This is a genomic window from Pseudoxanthomonas sp. LjRoot206 (assembly GCF_056175725.1).
Genome location: NZ_JBGFFI010000002.1, coordinates 582,401 through 602,127, shown reverse-complemented (window position 1 = coordinate 602,127; position 19,727 = coordinate 582,401). Strand labels below are relative to the sequence as shown.

Sequence of the window (19,727 nt, the reverse complement as noted above, 5' to 3'; positions counted from 1 at the left end):
CCATCGGACCAGTGAGCGGCGCATCTTAGCAGCCAACGCGGCGCCGGCCGGGCCCGGCGGGATGGACTGGTAGACTTCGCCCCCCCCTCATCGCGGATGCCCCCATGTCCTTCTCCCGCCCCAGCGGCCGCCAGCCCGACCAGATGCGCGACGTCAGCATCCTGCGCAACTACACCCGCCACGCGGAGGGCTCGGTGCTGGTCAGCTTCGGCCACACCCGCGTGCTGTGCACGGCGACGGTGGAGAACAAGGTGCCGGGCTTCCTGCGCGGCAAGGGCGAAGGCTGGGTGACCGCCGAGTACGGCATGCTGCCGCGCTCCACCCACACCCGCAGCGACCGCGAGGCGTCGCGCGGCAAGCAGGGCGGACGCACGCTGGAGATCCAGCGGCTGATCGGCCGCACGCTGCGCGCCTGCGTGGACCGCGGCGCGCTGGGCGAACGCACCATCACCCTGGACTGCGACGTGCTGCAGGCCGACGGCGGCACGCGTACCGCCGCCATCACCGGCGCCTACGTGGCGCTGGTGGACGCGGTGAACTGGCTGAAAGGCCGCAACGAGATCAAGCGCGACGTGGTGCATGGCGCCGTCGCGGCGGTGTCGGTCGGCATCTACCGCGGCGTGCCGGTGCTGGACCTGGATTACCCCGAGGACAGCGACTGCGACACCGACATGAATCTGGTGATGAACGACGGCGGCGGCTTCATCGAACTGCAGGGCACGGCCGAAGGGCACGCCTTCCGTCGCGATGAGCTGGACGCGCTGCTCGCGCTCGGCGAGAAGGGCATCGGCGAACTGTTCGCCGCGCAGCGCGCCGCGCTGGCCGGCTGATCCCGCACCCCTTGTAGGAGCGCCCCATGGGCGCGATGCTCTTCGATCGGATCATGCAGAAAAGCATCGCGCCCATGGGGCGCTCCTACAGAGATAAGGATTTCGTCATGCAGACCCTCAGCCTGGTCACCTTGCTCGTCGACGACTACGACCGCGCCATCGCGCACTACCGCGACGCGCTCGGCTTCGACCTGCGCGAGGACACCGACCTCGGCGGCGGCAAGCGCTGGGTGCGCGTGGCGCCGACGGGCGACGGCAGCACCGATCTGCTGCTGGCCGTCGCGACGACGGACGAACAGCGCGCGCGCATCGGCGACCAGGCCGGCGGGCGCGTGGGCTTCTTCCTGCAGACGGACGACTTCTGGCGCGACCATGCGCGCATGAGCGCCGCCGGCATCGAGTTCCTCGAAACACCACGGGAAGAAAGCTACGCCACCGTCGCCGTATTCCGCGATGCCTACGGCAACCGCTGGGACCTGCTGCAACCCAAGGGCTGATTGACCATGAAACTCGTGCTCGCCTCCTCCAACCAGGGCAAGCTGGAAGAACTCCGCGGACTGCTGGCCGACACCGGCATCGAACTGGTCGCGCAGTCCGACCTGGGCGTGGAGGACGCCGACGAGACCGGCACCACCTTCGTCGAGAACGCGCTGATCAAGGCGCGCCATGCCAGCCTGCAGACCGGCCTGCCCGCGCTGGCCGACGATTCCGGCATCTGCGTGGACGCGTTGAACGGCGCACCCGGCCTGTATTCGGCGCGCTACGCCGGCGAACACGGCAACGCGGACCGCAACATCGACAAGCTGCTGGATGCACTCAAGGACGTCGCCGGCGAACAACGCGGCGCGCACTTCTACTGCGTGCTGGTGCTGCTGCGCCACGCGCACGATCCGCAGCCGCTGATCGTCGAAGGCGAATGGCGTGGCCGCATCCTGCACGAGCGTCGCGGCAGCGGCGGGCACGGCTACGACCCGGTGTTCTTCGACCCGCAGCGCGGCCAAAGCGCGGCGGAGATGCCGCTGGCGGACAAGAACCGCATCAGCCATCGCGGCAAGGCGCTGGCAGGACTCAAGCAGCGGCTGCTCGACCTGCCCTGATCCGATGCTGATCCCGCCGCCCCTGTCGCTCTACGTGCACCTGCCGTGGTGCGTGCGCAAATGCCCGTACTGCGACTTCAACTCGCACCAGGGCAACGGCGCGCTGCCGTTCGACGATTACGTCGATGCGCTGCTGCGCGACCTCGACCACGACCTGCCGCTGGTGTGGGGCCGCACCGTGCACAGCGTGTTCTTCGGCGGTGGCACGCCCAGCCTGTTCCCGCCGGAGGCGATCGACCGCTTCCTGCAGGGCGCCAGCAGCCGCCTGCGCTTCGCGCCGGGCCTGGAGATCACGCTCGAGACCAACCCCGGCACCGCCGAACACGGCCGCTTCGACCGCTATCTCGCGGCCGGCGTGAACCGCATCAGCTTCGGCATCCAGAGCTTCGACGACGAGAGCCTGAAGAAGCTCGGCCGCATCCACGACAGCCACGAGGCCGAGCACGCGGTGAAGCTGGCGCAGGACGCCGGCTTCGACAACTTCAACCTCGACCTGATGTACGCCCTGCCCGGCCAGACGCTGGCCATGGCCGAACACGACCTGCAGCGCGCCTTCGCCCTGCAGCCGGCGCACATCTCCCACTACCAGCTGACGCTGGAGCCGAACACGGTGTTCTTCGCGCGCCCGCCGCAGGGCATCCCCGACGACGACCACGCCTGGGACATGCAGGAGCACTGCCAGGCCCTGCTCGCCGACGCCGGCTACGGGCACTACGAAGTCAGCGCCTACGCGCGCCCGGGACGACGCTGCGCCCACAATCTCAACTACTGGCGTTACGGCGATTACATCGGTATCGGCGCCGGCGCGCACGGCAAGATCACCGTGGGTGCAACGCAGCAGATCCTGCGGCGCTGGAAGGTCAAGCATCCGACGAGCTACCTGACCACCGCCGGCACGCAACAGGCGGTCGGCGGCGACGACGACATCACGCCGCAGCGCCGCCCCTTCGAGTTCATGCTCAATGCGTTGCGGTTGCAGGACGGCTTCGCGCTGGCCGACTTCACCGCCACCACCGGCCTGCCGCTGGACAGCATCGCGCCGGCGCTGGAACAGGCCTTGCAGGCCGGATGGCTGGAGGTCTCCGACACCCACGTGCGCCCGACCGCACTGGGCCGCCGGTTCACCAACGACGTGATCGAACTTTTCCTGGGCGACTGACGCCGGGCGCCCGCCGGCGCGGCGACGGATGGATGCGCAGGCAAGGCGGGGTGTGATAATGATGGCGCAAGAGGGGAGCCTGCCGTACCAATGACCGCGACACGACCGCCAACGTCCTCTGCCGCGCCGACCACGATCGCATCGTCGGCGCTGCCGCCGCGCGTGCGGCGCGTGCTGCAGAGCCTGCTCGACCACATCGCCACGGATTTCGTCTCCGCCCTGAACGGCATGCTGGTGGAGTTCGAACAGCAGCTGTTCAAGCAGGCCGAGCAGGCCCGCAGCAACCACGCGCAGACGCAGATCTTCGTCGACCTGCGGTCGCTGCAGAAGAACCGCGTCGAGCTGGTGCCGCACTACATGTTCGCGCTGGAGGCGGAACTGGCCGCGATCCGCAGCACTCAACCCAGAGGGGAACAGGCGCAGCTGCGCCTGGACTACCAGACACTGACCCTGGTCGAGGACGCCGCGATGGACCAGGAAATCGTGCTGCGCGAAGTCGCGCGCCGGCACGAGCAGCGCGGCAATGCGCAGATCCTGATGCTGGGCCAGCGGATGGGCGTGCTCGCCTGTCGTCCCGCTTACGAGGCCGAGACGCTGCCCTTGGGCCCGAACCGCCTGTGCCACTTGCTGAAGGACGCGGCCGCCTGCCTCGATCTGTCCATCGACGCACAGCTGGTGCTGTACCGCAGCTTCGACCACAAGGTGATGCTGAACTACACCGAGTGGGCGAACACGGTGAACCAGTTCCTCGCCCGCGAAGGCATCCTGCCGGGCCTGTCCTACATGCCCCGGCGCGCGCGCAGTTTCGAAGTCGTGCGGCCGCCGAGCGACGAAGCCCGCAGCGGCGCGCGCCCGATGACCGCCTGGCAGAGCCAGACCGGCGCATCGCACTGGGCGACGCTGACGCCCGAGCAGCTGCAGGCGGTCGCGGGCGCACTGACCGGCAGCGCTGCGGGCGGTGGTCCGGCGACGCCGTCATCGGCACCCGCAGCGACCGAAGCCGCATCCAGTGGCACGGCCGCGGACAGCCAGCCGCCGCAGGACATGGCGGGCTCGTTCGAAGTCCTGCAGAAACTGCTGTCGATCCGGCGAGGCGGCCTGCAGGCCGACGCACTCGCCCGTGCGGGCGAGCTCGACGCGATTGCCGAGGATGCCGGAGGCGGTCATGGCGGTGGCGGTGGCGGTGGTAGTGGTGGCGGCGCTGCGGGGGGTGCAGGTGCAAGTGTGAGCGCGGGTGGGGATACCTCCGGCCATCCGACCACTGGCGGCGGTACACCGGCACGCCCGGGTGGCAGCACCGCCCGTCGCCTGTTGCCCACCCCCGATGTGCTCCACACGCTGCAGGCACTGCAGACGGCACCCCTGCCCGCGCGCACGCCGGACCAGCCGCGCCGCACCGTGGCGGACCTGCAGCAGATGATGCTGGCCGAGGTGCGCGCCAAGCATGGCCCCGGCGCGGCGCTGGCCAGCGCGGATTCCGACACGTTCGAACTGCTCGACCTGCTGTACAACGAGATCGAACGCGAGGTGCAGCACGACGCGCCGGCCGCCGACATGCTGGTGCGGCTGCAGGTGCCCGTCGTGCAGGCCGCGCTGCGCGACCGCAATTTCTTCCTGCGCGCACAGCATCCCGCGCGCGACCTGCTCAACACGGTCGCCGAATCCGGCGCGACCTGGCTGGGCGACGACGACGTCGATCCGCACCTCGTGCAGCGGCTGCACAAGGCGGTCGAGACCGTCGTCGAGACCTACGAAGGCGACGAGACGGTCTTCGAGGATGCCAACCGCGACGTGCAGCAGCACCTGCAGGCGGCGGCCCGCAAGGCCGAACTGGCCGAGCGCCGGCAGATCGAAGCCGCGCGCGGCAAGGACCGGCTCGAGATCGCCAAGCAGAAGGCGGCCGATACCATCGAGTCGGCGATGGCCGAGGCCAAGCCGCAGAAATTCGTGCAGGCGCTGCTCAGCCAGGCCTGGGCGGACGTACTGACGCTGACCCAGTTGCGCAACGGCGAGTCGTCCAGCGAATGGGCCGACCAGCTGCAGACCACGCTGGAAATCATCGCCGCCACGACGTCCTCGCAAGCGGCCAACCCCGAGCTGGCCGGCAAGATCGAGAAGTCGCTGGTGCAGGTGGGCTACCACGAGGACGAAGCCGCGGCGATCTCGCGCCGGCTGTCCAGCGCCGAGGAAGACGAGACCACCTCGCGCACCGAACTGACCGCCCGCCTGAAGGCGCGTGCGCGCCTCGGCGGCCAGGGCGAGGCCAAGAAGAAGCCGACGCAGCCGCGCACGCCGCAGGAACAGGAGTGCTACGACTACCTGCGCTCGCTGCCGTTCGGTACGTGGTTCGAGTTCACCCGCAACCAGCAGGGCGACGTGCAGCGCCAGCGCCTGTCGTGGTTCAGCCCGGTCACCGGCAATGCGCTGTTCGTCAACCAGCGCGGCCAGCGCGTGGGCGAGCATTCGCTGGACACGCTGGCGCACCTGATGGCGAAGAGCCAGGCGCAGGTGGTCACCGAGGACCGCGGCCGCCTGATCGACCGCGCCTGGAACGCCACCCTCAACGCGCTGCGCAGCCTCACCGGACGCAGCGGCGAACCCGCAGGAGACGCCGCATGATGCGCGAGTTCCGCCGCGCCCGCCGGCGCGCCGTGCCGAAGCCGGTCCCGGTGTTCGACCTGATGACCGAGCAGGTCATCGGCCGGCTGGGCAACCTGTCCGAATCCGGCATGCTGCTGATCGCCACCGAACCGGTGGTCGACGACGCGCTGTACCAGCTGCGCTTCCACCTGCAGGACGAACGCGGCCAGGACCTGCCGATCGACGTTGGCGCGCATCTCATCTGGTCCGCGCCCGCGAACACGCCCGGCCAAGCCTTCGCCGGCCTCCGCTTCCTCACCATCGACCGTGAGCCGCTGGAGCGGCTGCGGCAATGGGTGAACGCCGGCCCCGAGGCGGAATAGCGCGCGAGGCGCCCCGCTGCGCAACGCCCGGCCGGGACGATTGCGGCAAAATGGCGGTTCATTCGCACGAGCCGCCGCCATGAACGCACCCGCCTCCTTCGACACCGACCTCGTTCCGCTGTACGCCGACCACCTGGCGACGATGAAGCAGCGCGCGGACGAAGCGCTGGCGCGTGGCGGCTTCGACCACCTGGTCGTGCCCAGCGGCACGCAGCACTGGCAGGTCTTCGACGACCGCGACTATCCTTACGCGGTGAACCCGCAGTTCAAGGCCTGGCTGCCGCTCACGCGCCTGCCGTACAGCTGGCTGGTGTACACGCCCGGCCAGCGGCCGAAAGTGATCTTCTACCAGCCGTTCGATTACTGGCATGTCGTGCCGGACGCACCGAGCGGCTGGTGGGTGGACCATGTGGATGTCCACATCATCCGCAAGCCCGACGAAGCCGCCGCGCTGCTGCCGCCCGCTGCGCGCAGTGCGATCCTCGGCGAGCCGCAGAGCGCGCTCGGCGACTACGTACCGAACAACCCCGAGCCGGTCATCCAGTACCTGGAATACCACCGCTCGTACAAAACGCCTTACGAGATCGCGCTGATGCGGCAGGCGCAGCGCCTGGCCGTGCGCGGCCACCGCGCAGCGGAAGCGGCGTTCCGCGCCGGCGAGAGCGAGTTCGGCATCCACATGGCCTACTGCACCAAGGTGGGCCAGGACGCCAACGAGCTGCCCTACGGCAACATCATCGGCCTCAACGAGCACGCGGCGATCCTGCACTACATGGAACTGCAGCGCGTCGCGCCGGATCCCCTGCGCAGCTTCCTGATCGACGCCGGCGCCAGCTTCCACGGCTACGCCAGCGACATCACCCGCACCTATGCGTACGACACCGGCAGCGAGTTCCAGGCATTGATCGATGCGGTCGACACCGCGCAACAGACGATGTGCGCCGGCGTGCGCGCGAACGTGGACTACAAGCAGCTGCACGTCGATGCGCACCACACCCTGATGGGCATCCTGAAGGACTTCGGCGTGATCACGGTGTCGCCGGAGGCGGCGGTCGCCACCGGCGTCAGCGCGGCGTTCTTCCCGCACGGCCTGGGCCATCCGATCGGCCTGCAGGTGCACGACGTGGCCGGCTTCGCCGCCAGCGACCGCGGCGGCCGCATCGAGCGCCCCGCCGGCCATCCCTACCTGCGCATGACGCGTGTGCTGGAGCCGGGCATGGTGGTGACCATCGAGCCCGGCCTGTACTTCATCGACCTGCTGCTGGACGAGGTGAAGAAGAACGGCCACGCCGCCAGCGTCGACTGGGCGCGCGTCGACGCATTCCGCCCGTACGGCGGCATCCGCATCGAGGACGAAGTGCTGTGCACCGACGGCGATGCCGACAACCTGACGCGGCCGGCGTTCGTGGAAATCAACTGACCGTCGGCGTAGCCCGGGTAAGGCCTTAGGCCGCACCCGGGGATCGGACTGTTTCCGTACTAAGCGCCCCGGGTGCGCTTCGCTTACCCGCGCTACGCTGGGCATGCGCTATCAGAGGGAGCCAAGGTGCACAGAATGACAGCTACGAAGGCGGCACTCGCATTCCTCGTTGCTCTCGGATCGCTGTCTGGATGCGACGCTGGGCGTGTGGAAGACAAAAGAGGCAGATTGGCAGCGCTTTGTGGGGGCAGGGGCAACTCATCAGGCGATCCATGCCCTATTTCCTTCCTTACGCTGGCCGCCAACCCGGATCTCTTCAATGAAAGGCACATCCGTGTCGCAGGCCACTACTCATCCGGACTGGAGCCGCTCCTATTTATTGATCGGGAATCCGCAGAGGGCGGGCTCACTGCTAACGCCGCGCTTCTATCAATGAGCAGCGAGAGCGAGTTAGAAAGTCTTAAGTCTGAGCATCTGGTCCTGATCGAAGGCAAGTTTCTCCATACGCCACCTCAACGAGGGGAATTCAACAGACCAACAGCGGCGGGGCTGGTAGGTGAACTGGCGGATGCGAAGCAAATTCGTGGAAGCGCTATCGGTATCCCTTACAGATGTTGGGCAGCGCCGCCAGATAGGCCGGAGAACGACGAGCGGAAGGATTCCAAATGTCCCGAACCAACTATCAGACCGTAGCCCGGGTAAGGCCAACGGCCGCACCCGGGGACTGGAACGGTGCCGCGCGACGCGCCCCGGGTGCGCTTCGCTTACCCGGGCTACGCTCGCTCGCGCGCAGGACCGCCATGGTTTGACGGCATTCCGGTGCAGCCACAGAATCCCATCCATCCATACGTCATCGACATGCACGCAAGGGGACGGCACGCATGATGTTCATGATCGGCCAGGGCGAACGCGTGGTGCCGGTGGGTGAGCCGGAGCCGCAGCACTGTCCGCGCTGCGATGAGGAGCGCGACTTCCAGCCGCAGCTCGCCTACAAGTACGGCGAGTTCGACCTGCTGTTCGGCTTCGTCTACGGCAGGCGCTACCAACTCGCCTGCCCGGAGTGCAATCACGGCTGGCAACTGGACCGGAGGCTGGCCGAGCAGCGTTACGGCAAGCCGGCGATCCCGTTCCGCCTGCGCTACGGCTTCTTCATCCTGCTCGGCCTGTTCGCCGCCCTCGGTGCGGCCTACGTGGCGAACCCGCCACTGCCATGACACCTGCCAGCGCAATGTTGGATACGGCCCTGCTGCTGCCGATGACGGCGCACGTCGCGCTTGCGGCAACACTCTACGTCCTGCTGACCATCGCGCGGGCGCCGGCGATCTGGGGCATCGGCCGGCGTGCGGACGGCAGCAATCCGTTGGCGAAGCTCGAACCGCGCCTCAGCGCCAACCTGTCCAACCAGTTCGAATGGCCCCTGTTCTTCCACATCGCCTGCATCATGCGGATGCTGCTCGGCACCCGCCCCGCGCCCTCGCACTGGCCTGGCTCTTCATTGCCGGCCGCGTGCTGCACAGCGCGGTGCAGGTGCTGACCGCGAACGTGCGCCTGCGTGGCCTGGTGTTCACCCTGAATTTCCTCGCCGTGCTCGGCCTGTGGGGCCTGCTGCTGTGGATGGCACTGGAGCGGGTCTCATGGTGACTATTCGGCAGCACGGAGATAACCAGCTGCTCTTCGACATGGCCAGTTTCCTTGTGGAGATCGATAGATTCGTTCGCCTCGACACGTGGGAGATAAAAGTCCTCTGGTGTGTTGGCGAAGGTGCGCTCGAGATCGAGGAGCGCTCAGCGTCCGGCATGGTGTTGCCCGACCACACCTTCCGCAATCTGAGTCGTGGCATCCATCAGACCATCGATGGCGACTTCGTAGGCATGTCTGACGGAAGAAGGGTGATTGAACTCCGCGCCTTCGATTCGACATTCTGGGAAGTGTCCGGTCCAGCCGATTTCGAGGCGCACATGCTGTCCACGTACGGCACCTGGCAGCCCGACCGACCGAGATGACCTGGGCGCTGTAGCGCCTCTGCCCCTCTATTCTGGAGACTTCTCACGATGACAACCTCCGACTACCTCCTCATCTCCCGCGGCCAGTGGGACGAAAGCGCGTCGAAGGAAGACGTGCAGGACGCCATCGACCGCTTCTATGTCTGGTACGAGCAGGGTCTGGCGGACGGCGTCCTGAAGCCCGGCAGCCGGCTGGAGAACCGTGGCAGGCTGGTGTCGCGCAGCGGCATCACCGACGGCCCGTTCGCCGAATCAAAGGAGCTGGTGGGCGGCTACTGGTTCATCGTGGCCGGGTCGCTGGACGATGCCGCACGGATCGCGGCGCAGAATCCCTGCCTCGCCTTCGGGCTGACGATGGAGATCCGTCCGCTGGACGCCGCACGGGCACGCGCGAAAGACACGACAAACGAAACGCCGGTGGCGTGGCGGCAGCCGGAAGGCTGAGTTGCCGGTGACGACACCGTTCTCCACGCTCGAAGGCGGATGTCATTGCGGGGCGATCACGCTCGCCCTCTCCACGGCGCTGGTGCCGGCCACCACCGCACCGCGCGCCTGCGATTGCAGCTTCTGCCGCGCGCATGGCGCGGCGTGGATCTCCGATCCGGATGCCGGTCTTGTCATCCACACCCATCGCCCGGACCGCCTGCGTCGCTACCGCCAGGGATCGCAGGCGGCGCAGTTCCTGCTGTGCGGTGACTGCGGCGTGCTGGTGGCCGTGCTACTGGACGACCCCGAACGCACGTACGCCGCGCTCAATGTCGGCAGCCTGAGGGCGCGCGATGCGTTCGCGCCCGCTGTTCCCGCCTCACCGCAGGCGCTGGCATCCGACGAAAAGCTCGCGCGCTGGCGACGCCTGTGGGTTCGCGACGTGCGGATGGAGGGCTGAGGCAAGCGGCGGTGCGGGACGGTCGGCGGCATCCTCACCTTCGTGACACCCCCTGCGAAGGTCTGACGCGGCCTTGTAGCCGTTTACTGTGAGAAATCGCCCCATCAAGGGGCGTATGCACTGCCTCGCGCTGCGATCACGGGGCTTTTTTCTTCGACCGCAAGGCAGATTGCCTCGTCGTCACGCCTATTGGCTTCGGCCGCGAAGCTCTATGGTTCGACGCCAAGGCAGAAAGTTTCGGCATCGCGATGATTCGAGTGAGATTGCGAGGCTTTTTGCCTTGCGGTCGACCCGTCGCGCTCCGGGCGCAAGGCGTTTTGCCTTGGCGTCGAACCACATTGGTGCGGCGTCGAGGCTCGGAGGCTCGATGGCGAAGAAAATACCCTTGCCTACCCGGTGCGCCTCACCCCGCCATCGCCGCTTCGATCTCGTCGGCGCTGCGTGCCAGTGCATCGGTGAGCACGCGCGGCTCGCCGTCGGTGACCAGCACGTCGTCCTCGGTGCGGATGCCGATGCCGCGCCACTTGGCGTCGACGGTCTCGTCGTCGTGGCCGACGTACAGGCCCGGCTCGATGGTGAACACCATGCCGGCTTCCAGCAGGCGCGATTCGCCGTCGATGCGGTAGTCGCCCACGTCGTGCACGTCCAGGCCCAGCCAGTGGCCGGTCTTGTGGCGGTAGAAGCGGCGGTAGGTCCCTTCGGCGAGGTGCTTTTCCAGCGTGCCCTTCAGCAGGCCCAGCCTGAGCAGGCCTTCGGTCAGCGTCTCGACGGCGGCCACGTGGCCGGCTTCATACGGCACGCCGACGCGGGCGCAGTCCAGCGCGGCACGCTGTGCCTCGCCGACCAGGTCGTGCAGCGCGCGCTGCGCCGGCGTGAAGCGGCCGTTGACCGGGAACGTGCGGGTGATGTCGGCGGCGTAGCCGCGGTATTCGGCGCCGGCATCGATCAGCACCAGCTCGCCGTCGCGCGCCTGCGCGGTGTTGGCGCGGTAATGCAGCACGCAGGCGTTGCGGCCGGCACCGACGATGCTGTTGTAGGCCGGCCAGGCGTCGTTGGCGCGGAACACGCGCTCCAGGTCGGCCTGCAGTTCGTACTCGCGGATACCGGGACGCGCCACGCGCATCGCCGCGCGGTGCGCCTCGACGCTGATGTCGGCGGCACGCTGCATCAGCCTGATCTCGTCCTTCGACTTGAACAGGCGCAGGTCGTGCAGCAGGTGACCGAGTTCGAGGAACTCGTGCGGCGGCTGCGCGCCCTGCTTCACGTGCGCGCGCACATGGCGCACCCAGCCGATCAGCTTGAGGTCGAAGTCGGCGTCGCGGCCGAAGTGGTAGTAGACGCGCGAACGGCCTTCCAGCAGGCCCGGCAGGATCTCGTCGAGGTCGTCGATCGGGTAGGCATCGTCCATGCCGTAGTCGCTGACCGCGCCGTCCTGGCCCGCGCGCGGACCATCCCAGCCCTCGCGCTCGGGATCGCGCTCGCGGCAGAACAGGATGGTCTCGCCATGCTTGCGGCCCGGCACCAGCACCAGCACCGCGTCCGGCTCGGGAAAGCCGCTGAGGTACCAGAAGTCCGAATCCTGCCGGTACGGATAGTGGGTGTCGTGGCTGCGCACGCGCTCGGCGGCGGCGGGCAGTACCAGGATCGCGTCGTTGCCGGCCAGCCGCATCAGCTGCTTGCGACGGCGGGCGAACTCCGCCGCGCCGATGCCGGCGACGGCCTTCATCAGTTCAGGCTCCGGCGATGCCGGGGCCCGAGCACACAATCGCCATGCAGCAGCAGGACCGCGACGCGGACGAACTCTTCCAGTTCGGCCAGGGCGTCCTCGTCCTCCTCGTCGTCGCTGCTCTCGGCCGAGGCCTGGGCCAGCCGCGCCAGGTCCTGCAGCGCCTCCTGCCCTTCCTCGGACAGCGGCGGCGAGGCGCCGGCGGCCAGCCCGAACGCGCCGAGGAAGCCTTGGCACCAGGAGAACAGCGCTTCGGCGCGCTCGTCCAGCGGACGGTCCGCGGCGGGCAGCAGCAGGTCGAAGGCGAAACTGCGGTCTTCCAGTTGCGCGACGGCCGTCTGCCGCAGCTGGTCCAGTGCGCTGCCGGCCGCAGGGGCGGGCAGCTGGTCGTCGGCCAGCGCGCGGGCGAGCCAGGTATCGTCGGTGGTGCCGCCGCCGGCCAGCCAGCCGCACAGCGCGCCGTGCAGTTCCGGGGCGTCCATGGCCAGGCCGAGCTGGCGGGACGCGGCCGCCACGTCGGCGATATCGGGAAGGTCGGGCATAGAAGAACGCAATCCGTCAGGGGTTTCGGACAACCCTGCCAGTGTACCAACGAAAACCCGCCGCCCTCCTTGTTGTAGTTGTGTACGCATGCCTACACTCGCGCATTGCCTAGGCTCCGGGCGCCCGTCCTTCCTCCATGCACGCCTCTTCTGTCGCTGCACTCTTGGCAACGGCGTCCCCGCTGTCGTCCCGGCTGGCCATGGGATTGGCGGGCGTGGTGCTGGTGGGCGTGATCCTGATCGGTACGCGCCGCTGGTGGCAGGCCTGGCTGGCGACCCGCCAGATGCCGCAGGAACCGATGCGCAGCGAATCGCTGCGCAACCGCGACGAGCGCCTGAAGCTGGCCCTGTGGGCCTCGGGCGAACAGTTCTGGGATTACGACCTCGTGCAGCGTCGCCTCTACCGGATGCGCGCGGACGAAACCGCCGTGCAGACCGCCGACATCACCGTGCTCACCCGCCAGGGCGAAGTGCCGACCATCCATGAGGAAGACCTGCCGCTGGTGCAGGAGCGCCTGCGCCTGCACCTGCAGGGCAAGGCGCCGCTCTTCATGTCGGAACACCGCATGGACATGGCCGGCAACGGCACCTGGGTATGGGTGCGCGCGCGCGGCCGCGTGGTCGAGCGCGATGCCGAGGGCCAGCCGATCCGCATCGCCGGCACCGCGCGCGACATCACCGCCAGCCGCAACGCGGAGTACGAACACCGCATCGCCGGCGAGGTGATGCGCAGCATGAACGAGGCCGTGGCCGTGCTGGACTGGGCGCACCAGTTCATCACCATCAACCCCGCCTTCACCCGCATCACCGGCTACGCGGAAGACGAGATCATCGGCCAGCCGATGACCATGCTGGACAGCGACCAGCACGAGGACGCCTTCTTCGAACGGATGAACCGCGAGCTGCGCCTGTCCGGACGCTGGTCCGGCGAGATCTGGAAGGTGCGCAAGGACGGCGAGGAAATCCTCTGCCGCATCGAGACCAACGTGGTGCCGGACGCCAGCGGCGAACGCCCGCTGTACGTGCAGGTGCTCACCGACATCACCGAGCAGAAGCGCGCCGAACAGGAACTGCGCTACCTGGCCAACTACGACACCCTGACCAGCCTGCCCAACCGCTCGCTGCTGTCCGAGCGGCTGTCGCGCGCGATCGTGCGGGCGCGCCGCGAGCACGGCCATGTCGCGGTGCTGTTCATCGACCTGGACCGCTTCAAGGACATCAACGATTCGCTCGGCCACGCCACCGGCGACCGCATCCTGCGCTCGGCCGCGGCACGCGTGCAGCAGACGGTGGGCACGCAACACACGGTGGCGCGCCTCAGCGGCGACGAGTTCACTGTGGTGCTGGAGGACATCAACGGCATGCCCGATGCCGAAGAGGTGGCCCAGCGCATCATCCAGGCCTTCCGCGCCCCGCTGAACTTCGGCGAGCGGCTGGAACTGGCGGTGTCGCCGTCGATCGGCATCAGCCTCTACCCCGAGCACGCGCAGGTGCCGACCGAGCTGCTGAAGCACGCCGACACCGCGATGTACCAGGCCAAGGCGATGGGCCGGCACACGTACCAGGTGTATTCGGAATCGATGGACGAGAAGAACCGCCATCGCGCCATCCTCGCCAGCGCGCTGCGCCGGGCGATCGACCGCAACGAGCTGTCGCTGGTGTTCCAGCCGCGCCTGTCGATCTCGCGCCAGCGGATCACCGGCGTCGAGGCACTGCTGCGCTGGGACAGCAAGGAATTCGGCGCGGTGTCGCCGGCGCAGTTCATCCCGCTGGCCGAAGAATCGGGGATGATCCTCGAACTCGGCGCGTGGGCGCTGCGCAATGCCTGCATGACGTTGCGCGAGTGGCACGACGCCGGCCTGGAAGAGCTGAGCGTGGCGGTGAACGTCTCGGCCACCCAGCTGCAGCGCGGCGACCTGCCTACCGTGGTGGCGCGCGCGCTGGAGGAGACCGGGGTACCTGCCAACCGGCTGGAGCTGGAACTGACCGAGAGCGTGGTCATGGCCAGTCCGGAGCAGAATGCCGACACCTTGCGCGCCTGCCGCCGCCTGGGCCTTTCGCTGGCGATCGACGACTTCGGCACCGGCTACTCGTCGCTGGCGTACCTGAAGCGGCTGCCGCTGACCACGCTGAAGATCGACCGCGAATTCATCAGCGACCTGACCCACGACACCGACGACGAGGCGATCACCAGCACCATCATCACGATGGGCCAGTCGCTGGCGCTGAAGGTGGTGGCCGAGGGCGTGGAGACCTGGGACCAGTACGAGTTCCTGCGCAACCACGGCTGCGACGAGGTACAGGGCCACTGGGTCTCGCAGGCGCTGGGCGCCGACCAGTGCCTGCGCTTCATCCGTGACTACTACCCCGGTTCGGGCATGCGCGTCGCTTCCTGACCGTTTTGTGGAAGCCACGCCGCTCGCCCGAGGGGCCCCCGATCGCGACTGACGTCGCTCCCACAGCCGGACTGCCCTTGACCCGCCCTCGGGCGCATGCCTATCGTGGCCGCCATGGACACCGCCGACCTCCTCGACCAGCTCCGCGCGCTCAGTACGCGCATCCAGGACCTGGCCGACCGCTGCCAGCGACTGACGGACGAGAACCGCAGCCTGCGCCAGCAGCAGGAGCATCTGATCGGCGAGCGCTCGCAGTTGCTGGCCAAGAACGAACAGGCGCGTTCGCGCGTGGAAGCGATGATCAGCCGCCTCAAGTCCCTGGAGCAACACACGTGAGCGCCACCGAACCGGTCAGCGTCCATATCCTGGACCGCGAATACACCGTCGGCGTCGCAGCGGACGAGCGTTCCAGCCTGATGGCGGCCGCCAAGCTGCTCGACAGCCGCATGCGCGAAGTGCGTGGCAGCAACCGCATGGCCGCCGTCGATCGCGTCGCCGTGCTGGCCGCGCTCAATCTGGCACACGAATTGCAGCAGCTGCGCGACGAACAGCACGCGCGCAACCGCGACGTCGAACGCACGCTGCAGGATCTGCACCGCAAGCTCGACAGCGCACTCGGCGCGCCATAACTTTCTGCGCACGTCGCCGACTGCGCACTGAATCCGCCGACGAACGGGCTAGGCAAAAAATCCTCACTCGCTATACTGGCCCTGCGTCCTCTGCTGTACTCGACAGTGAGCGCAAACATTCGCCTTGTCCCTTAATGACGACCACGGGATGGTGACGGTACCGGGAGTGCAGGTCTGCCTCGCAGCGGAAAGCCCGATGGTCCCCCAACCTTCCCACTTGAACCCCGGGTTCAAGGTCGTTTCGCGAACATCGTGCATGGCGGAGGACGTATTTTTCCCGCGGCAGCGGCATCAGCCGCGACCCGGCCGGTCCTGTTGCACCCGCCCTTGAGCGGGATGACTTCGAAACGAAGCCGACTGCACTAGGGACCCGATGCGCAGGGCCGTGACTGACGCCGCTCCCGCGGTCCCACCGGCAACGCCGGTGCGCATGCCGTAAAATTCGTGCATGCCTTGCCTTTCCCCTTCTTCGCCATGACCGCCGAGCGCGATGCGCTGCGGCGCGAACTGCGCGCGCGTCGTCGCGCCCTGCCCGCCGCCGAGCGGATCGCCGGTGCCGACGCACTGGCCGCGCGGCTGTTGGCCCTGCCGTTCTTCCCCGCCACCGGCTATGTCGCCGGCTACTGGGCGATGGATGGCGAGATCGGCCTGCACAGCTGGCAGCTGCGACTGCCGCCGGGCTTGATCTACTGCCTGCCGGTGCTGTCGGACGACGGTACGCTGCGCTTCGCGCCGTGGCGGCCGGGCGACGGGCTGGTCACCAACCGCTATGGCATCCCGGAGCCGGACGTGGATCCGCGCTCGGGCCTGCCTGCCTCCGACCTGACCCTGATCGCGGTGCCGCTGGTGGGCTTCGATGCCGCCGGGTACCGCCTTGGCATGGGTGGCGGCTGGTACGACCGCACGCTGGCACCGCGCCTGCAGCGCCCTGCCCCGCCGTGGCTGGTCGGCGTAGGCTTCGAGGCTCAGCGCATCGATGCCATCGCGGCGCAGCCCTGGGACGTTCCGCTGGACGCCGTCTGCACCGAGCGCGACACGCTGCTTCCGTCTTCCACCCCGCTGGACGCCCCACGATGACCGCCCGCAAGCACTACTGGCTGATGAAGTCCGAACCGGACGCCTTCTCGATCGACAACCTGAAGAAGGTCGGCACCGAGCCTTGGAACGGCGTGCGCAACTACCAGGCGCGCAACTTCATGCGCGCCATGCAGGTCGGCGACGGCGTGCTGTTCTACCACTCCAACTGCAAGGAACCGGGCATCGTCGGCACCGCCACGGTGTCCGCGACGGCGTACCCGGACGACACCCAGTTCAATCCCAAATCGGACTATTACGACCCCAAGAGCACGCGCGAGGAACCGCGCTGGTCGCTGGTGGACGTGAAGTTCGAGCGCAAGTTGAAGCGCACCATCACGCTGGACGAGATCAAGCAGCATGCCGACGAGCTCGGCGAAGGCTTCGCGCTGACCCAGCGCGGCAACCGCCTGTCCGTGCTGCCGGTCACCGCCGCGCAATGGAAGTTCCTGCTGGCGCTGGAATAGCCGCCGTTCCCGCAGGAGCGACGTCATTCGCGACCGCCTGCCGTCGGAGGCAGGAACGCGGCAGGAGACGGAATCCCCGTCCGTGCCGTTCCATGCCTCTGACGCTTCATCGTCCCGGTCGCGACTGACGTTGCGCCTGCAAGGTCCCTCCTCCTTTACACGAGTGTTCAACCCATGAGCGAAGCAAAGCGCCTGGCCGGCGAGAAGGCCATCGAGTTCGTCGAGGACGGCATGATCGTCGGCGTCGGCACCGGTTCCACCGTGGCCTACTTCATCGATGCGCTGGGCGGCATCAAGGACCGCATCAAGGGCGCGGTGTCCAGCTCCGAACAGAGCACGGCGCGCCTGAAGCAGCACGGCATCGAGGTGCTCGACCTCAACCACACCGGCACGCTGTCGCTGTACGTCGACGGCGCCGACGAATGCGACCCGCACAAGCGCCTGATCAAGGGCGGCGGCGCCGCGTTGACGCGCGAGAAGATCATCGCCGAAGCCAGCAAGCAGTTCGTCTGCATCGTCGACCCGAGCAAGCAGGTGCCGTTGCTCGGCAAGTTCCCGTTGCCCGTCGAAGTCATCCCGATGGCGCGCAGCCTGGTCGCGCGCGAGATCCTCGCGATGACCGGCGGCCAGCCGGTGTGGCGCGATGGCGTGACCACCGACAACGGCAACGTGGTGCTGGACATCCACAACCTGTCGATCACCGACCCGGTGGCGATGGAACGCGAGCTCAACCAGATCCCCGGCGTGGTCTCCGTGGGCCTGTTCGCGCGTCGGCCGGCCGATATCGTCATTATCGGCGGCGAACCACCGGTCGTGCTTCGCTGACCGGCTCTCGCCGATGATCGCCGTCCGCGCCCTGCTTGCCATCATCGTGCTGGTGACGGCCGGCACGGCGGCGGCCAGCGACGATCCGGTGCTCGCCCCGCCGGAGGGAGCGCTCCCGCCTCCGTTGCAGGCCGCGCGGGCCGACCTGCAGCGCATCGTGTCGGTGCGCGACCTCGCCGGGTTGCGTGCACACATCCGCGAGGACACTACCCTGAGCTTCGGTGGCGACACGGGACCGCAGGGCTTCGACACGCTGTGGGCGAACGATCCCGCCACGACGCAGGCCCTGTGGCGCGAACTCGATGCCATCCTCGCGCTCCCCGGCGTCGCCTCGCGCGAGGCGGGGCGCGATCTCTGGTGCGCGCCCTACGTGTTCTGCCTGCCGTCTCCGGCCGACATCGACGTGTTCGATGCCCAGGTGGTGCTGGGCCGCGATGTCGCGCTGCATGCGCAGCCTGACGAACGTTCCCGCGTCCTGGCGCGCCTCGACCATGCGGTGGTGACGCGGGTCGACGACGGAGCGGTGGAGGCCACGTCGTGGATACGCGTCAGGCTGGCATCGGGGAAGCTGGGCTTCATCGCGGCGCGCCTGCTGCGCAGCCCCATCGGCTATCGCTTCTCCATCGTCGACGAGGGGAAAGGGAGTTGGAGCTTCCAGTACTTCTTGGCCGGCGACTGATGGCGCCGCACGGTCAACTGTCCGACAAGGCCTTGACCAGCTCGCCGACCAGCTCGCGCTTCTTCGCCGGCAGTTGCAGGTAGCTATCGATCACCTGGCGCTCGCGGCTGCCGACGCCGGCAGGCCAAGGCTGGCGTGTTTCCGCGACCCGCGATCGCGCCGAGGCCCCGAACCGCAGTGCGTGCGGTTCCACACCCAGCACATCCGCGATGACCTGCAGCTTGTCCTGCGCCGGGATCGCGCCCGCCGCCAGCCAGCGCGACGTCGTCTGGAAGCTGACAGAGCGGCCGCGGTAGTGACTGTTGAACAGATTGAACAGGACCTTCGGGCGAGGCTCGTAGCCGGCCTGCTGCATGGCGTTCGCCAGCCGTTGCGAGAATTTTTCGCGCTCGTTGCCCATGCACGCCACGTTAGCGGCGTGAACTCACACATATTCACTACCTAAGTTAATTGACGCGCACTTTTTGAGTTCATAGAGTGCGCCGCATCGTGCGGGAGGACGGGCTGGAATTCACCTCGTGCGATGCCACCTCCGGATACAGGATGACTCCGATGACATCGAAGGATTGCGAGACTCACGACACACCCGGCACACAGGCTTCAGCGAGCACGCCGCGCAATCCGTTGCCGGCACCACTCGACGATGCGCTGCATCTCCTGCAGGCCGATCCCGGCCACAGCCTGGCGGATCCCGGCCTCGCGCGGTTGACACCCGCCGGCCTGGACCGCCTGTTCCTCGCCGCACGCCATCAAGCCGAGCACCACCACGACGGCATCCTGCTGCTGCTCGACCTGCTGCAACTCGCGCAGAACGCGGAAGGCGTCAGCCCTCGCCCCCTGATGTTCGGCGTCGTCCGCCAGTTGCGCCATCACGTGGAAGACCAGCATCGCTGGCAAGCGTTGGCGGACAACGCGGCGTACTACCGCGACAACCGCCAAGTTGCCGAGCGCGTGGCGGCGCGGTTGCGGCCTGATTGACCAGGGTCCGATGCCGAGAGCGGCGTTACACTGCTCGCTCTCTCTACGCGGAT

The 19,727-nt window shown here is 68.0% G+C and carries 24 protein-coding genes and 1 other RNA gene; 22 read left to right on the top strand and 3 right to left on the bottom strand.

What is annotated here, in order from left to right:
• The first annotated feature begins 104 nt into the window (after positions 1 to 104).
• The 13 genes from rph to AC04MD_RS07495 all read left to right on the top strand — a co-directional run bounded on the left by rph (position 105) and on the right by AC04MD_RS07495 (position 10,358).
• Positions 105 to 830: a ribonuclease PH gene (rph, locus tag AC04MD_RS07555; RefSeq protein WP_475496677.1), complete on the top strand. Its 726-nt coding sequence runs from the start codon at positions 105 to 107 to the stop codon at positions 828 to 830.
• Between the two features lie 107 nt (positions 831 to 937).
• The gene (locus AC04MD_RS07550) at positions 938 to 1,327 is read left to right on the top strand and encodes a VOC family protein (RefSeq protein WP_475496676.1); all 390 of its coding nucleotides are present in this window, start codon (positions 938 to 940) and stop codon (positions 1,325 to 1,327) included.
• A 6-nt stretch (positions 1,328 to 1,333) separates the two neighbouring features.
• Positions 1,334 to 1,927, top strand: coding sequence for an RdgB/HAM1 family non-canonical purine NTP pyrophosphatase (gene rdgB / locus AC04MD_RS07545; protein WP_475496675.1), 594 nt, complete (start codon positions 1,334 to 1,336; stop codon positions 1,925 to 1,927).
• A gap of 4 nt (positions 1,928 to 1,931) precedes the next feature.
• On the top strand, positions 1,932 to 3,086 hold the full coding sequence (hemW, locus tag AC04MD_RS07540; protein ID WP_475496674.1) for a radical SAM family heme chaperone HemW: 1,155 nt from the start codon (positions 1,932 to 1,934) through the stop codon (positions 3,084 to 3,086).
• Between the two features lie 90 nt (positions 3,087 to 3,176).
• The gene (locus AC04MD_RS07535; protein ID WP_475496673.1) at positions 3,177 to 5,705 is read left to right on the top strand and encodes a DUF1631 domain-containing protein; all 2,529 of its coding nucleotides are present in this window, start codon (positions 3,177 to 3,179) and stop codon (positions 5,703 to 5,705) included.
• Entirely contained in the window at positions 5,702 to 6,049 is a 348-nt protein-coding gene (locus AC04MD_RS07530) for a PilZ domain-containing protein (protein WP_475496672.1), read from the top strand. Before AC04MD_RS07535 ends, AC04MD_RS07530 begins: the two co-directional genes overlap by 4 nt.
• Before the next feature lie 79 nt (positions 6,050 to 6,128).
• Complete coding sequence (gene pepQ / locus AC04MD_RS07525) at positions 6,129 to 7,469, top strand: Xaa-Pro dipeptidase (RefSeq protein ID WP_475496671.1); 1,341 nt, start codon at positions 6,129 to 6,131, stop codon at positions 7,467 to 7,469.
• Between the two features lie 881 nt (positions 7,470 to 8,350).
• Positions 8,351 to 8,683 carry a hypothetical protein gene (locus AC04MD_RS07520; RefSeq protein WP_475496670.1) on the top strand — a complete coding sequence of 111 codons (333 nt, stop codon included), beginning with the start codon at positions 8,351 to 8,353 and terminating at the stop codon, positions 8,681 to 8,683.
• A complete protein-coding gene (locus AC04MD_RS07515; RefSeq protein WP_475496669.1) occupies positions 8,680 to 9,003 on the top strand; it encodes an MAPEG family protein in 324 nt (107 codons plus the stop codon). Before AC04MD_RS07520 ends, AC04MD_RS07515 begins: the two co-directional genes overlap by 4 nt.
• Positions 8,976 to 9,110, top strand: coding sequence for a hypothetical protein (locus AC04MD_RS07510; protein WP_475496668.1), 135 nt, complete (start codon positions 8,976 to 8,978; stop codon positions 9,108 to 9,110). The genes AC04MD_RS07515 and AC04MD_RS07510 overlap by 28 nt, the downstream gene beginning before the upstream one ends.
• Positions 9,104 to 9,472, top strand: a complete 369-nt coding sequence (locus AC04MD_RS07505; protein WP_475496667.1) for a hypothetical protein — start codon at positions 9,104 to 9,106, stop codon at positions 9,470 to 9,472. The genes AC04MD_RS07510 and AC04MD_RS07505 overlap by 7 nt, the downstream gene beginning before the upstream one ends.
• A 48-nt stretch (positions 9,473 to 9,520) precedes the next feature.
• Positions 9,521 to 9,916, top strand: coding sequence for a YciI family protein (locus tag AC04MD_RS07500; RefSeq protein ID WP_475496666.1), 396 nt, complete (start codon positions 9,521 to 9,523; stop codon positions 9,914 to 9,916).
• Positions 9,917 to 9,923: 7 nt separating this feature from the next.
• Positions 9,924 to 10,358, top strand: coding sequence for a GFA family protein (locus tag AC04MD_RS07495; RefSeq protein ID WP_475496665.1), 435 nt, complete (start codon positions 9,924 to 9,926; stop codon positions 10,356 to 10,358).
• A gap of 403 nt (positions 10,359 to 10,761) precedes the next feature.
• Here AC04MD_RS07495 and AC04MD_RS07490 read toward each other — a convergent pair whose 3' ends face one another.
• Positions 10,762 to 12,084, bottom strand: coding sequence for an aminopeptidase P N-terminal domain-containing protein (locus AC04MD_RS07490; RefSeq protein ID WP_475496664.1), 1,323 nt, complete (start codon positions 12,082 to 12,084; stop codon positions 10,762 to 10,764).
• The gene (locus tag AC04MD_RS07485; RefSeq protein WP_475496663.1) at positions 12,084 to 12,626 is read right to left on the bottom strand and encodes a UPF0149 family protein; all 543 of its coding nucleotides are present in this window, start codon (positions 12,624 to 12,626) and stop codon (positions 12,084 to 12,086) included. The genes AC04MD_RS07490 and AC04MD_RS07485 overlap by 1 nt, the downstream gene beginning before the upstream one ends.
• Before the next feature lie 164 nt (positions 12,627 to 12,790).
• Here AC04MD_RS07485 and AC04MD_RS07480 point away from each other — a divergent pair, with 164 nt between their 5' ends.
• The 8 genes from AC04MD_RS07480 (at position 12,791) to AC04MD_RS07445 (ending at position 18,696) form a co-directional block, all read left to right on the top strand.
• Positions 12,791 to 15,022, top strand: a complete 2,232-nt coding sequence (locus tag AC04MD_RS07480) for a putative bifunctional diguanylate cyclase/phosphodiesterase (protein ID WP_475496662.1) — start codon at positions 12,791 to 12,793, stop codon at positions 15,020 to 15,022.
• A gap of 114 nt (positions 15,023 to 15,136) precedes the next feature.
• Entirely contained in the window at positions 15,137 to 15,358 is a 222-nt protein-coding gene (locus AC04MD_RS07475) for a TIGR02449 family protein (protein WP_475496661.1), read from the top strand.
• The gene (locus AC04MD_RS07470; RefSeq protein WP_475496660.1) at positions 15,355 to 15,651 is read left to right on the top strand and encodes a cell division protein ZapA; all 297 of its coding nucleotides are present in this window, start codon (positions 15,355 to 15,357) and stop codon (positions 15,649 to 15,651) included. The genes AC04MD_RS07475 and AC04MD_RS07470 overlap by 4 nt, the downstream gene beginning before the upstream one ends.
• Before the next feature lie 84 nt (positions 15,652 to 15,735).
• Positions 15,736 to 15,921: non-coding RNA, 6S RNA (gene ssrS, locus AC04MD_RS07465), on the top strand.
• 204 nt (positions 15,922 to 16,125) lie between these two features.
• Positions 16,126 to 16,728 carry a 5-formyltetrahydrofolate cyclo-ligase gene (locus tag AC04MD_RS07460; RefSeq protein ID WP_475496974.1) on the top strand — a complete coding sequence of 201 codons (603 nt, stop codon included), beginning with the start codon at positions 16,126 to 16,128 and terminating at the stop codon, positions 16,726 to 16,728.
• Entirely contained in the window at positions 16,725 to 17,192 is a 468-nt protein-coding gene (locus tag AC04MD_RS07455) for an EVE domain-containing protein (protein ID WP_475496659.1), read from the top strand. The genes AC04MD_RS07460 and AC04MD_RS07455 overlap by 4 nt, the downstream gene beginning before the upstream one ends.
• 174 nt (positions 17,193 to 17,366) lie before the next feature.
• Entirely contained in the window at positions 17,367 to 18,017 is a 651-nt protein-coding gene (rpiA, locus tag AC04MD_RS07450; protein ID WP_475496658.1) for a ribose-5-phosphate isomerase RpiA, read from the top strand.
• Between the two features lie 13 nt (positions 18,018 to 18,030).
• Positions 18,031 to 18,696, top strand: coding sequence for an SH3 domain-containing protein (locus AC04MD_RS07445; protein WP_475496657.1), 666 nt, complete (start codon positions 18,031 to 18,033; stop codon positions 18,694 to 18,696).
• A gap of 13 nt (positions 18,697 to 18,709) precedes the next feature.
• Here the strand turns inward: AC04MD_RS07445 and AC04MD_RS07440 are convergent, their stop codons facing one another.
• A complete protein-coding gene (locus AC04MD_RS07440) occupies positions 18,710 to 19,096 on the bottom strand; it encodes a hypothetical protein (RefSeq protein WP_475496656.1) in 387 nt (128 codons plus the stop codon).
• Positions 19,097 to 19,248: 152 nt separating this feature from the next.
• Between AC04MD_RS07440 and AC04MD_RS07435 the strand changes: the two genes are divergently transcribed.
• The gene (locus tag AC04MD_RS07435; RefSeq protein ID WP_475496655.1) at positions 19,249 to 19,674 is read left to right on the top strand and encodes a hypothetical protein; all 426 of its coding nucleotides are present in this window, start codon (positions 19,249 to 19,251) and stop codon (positions 19,672 to 19,674) included.
• Positions 19,675 to 19,727 lie beyond the last annotated feature (53 nt).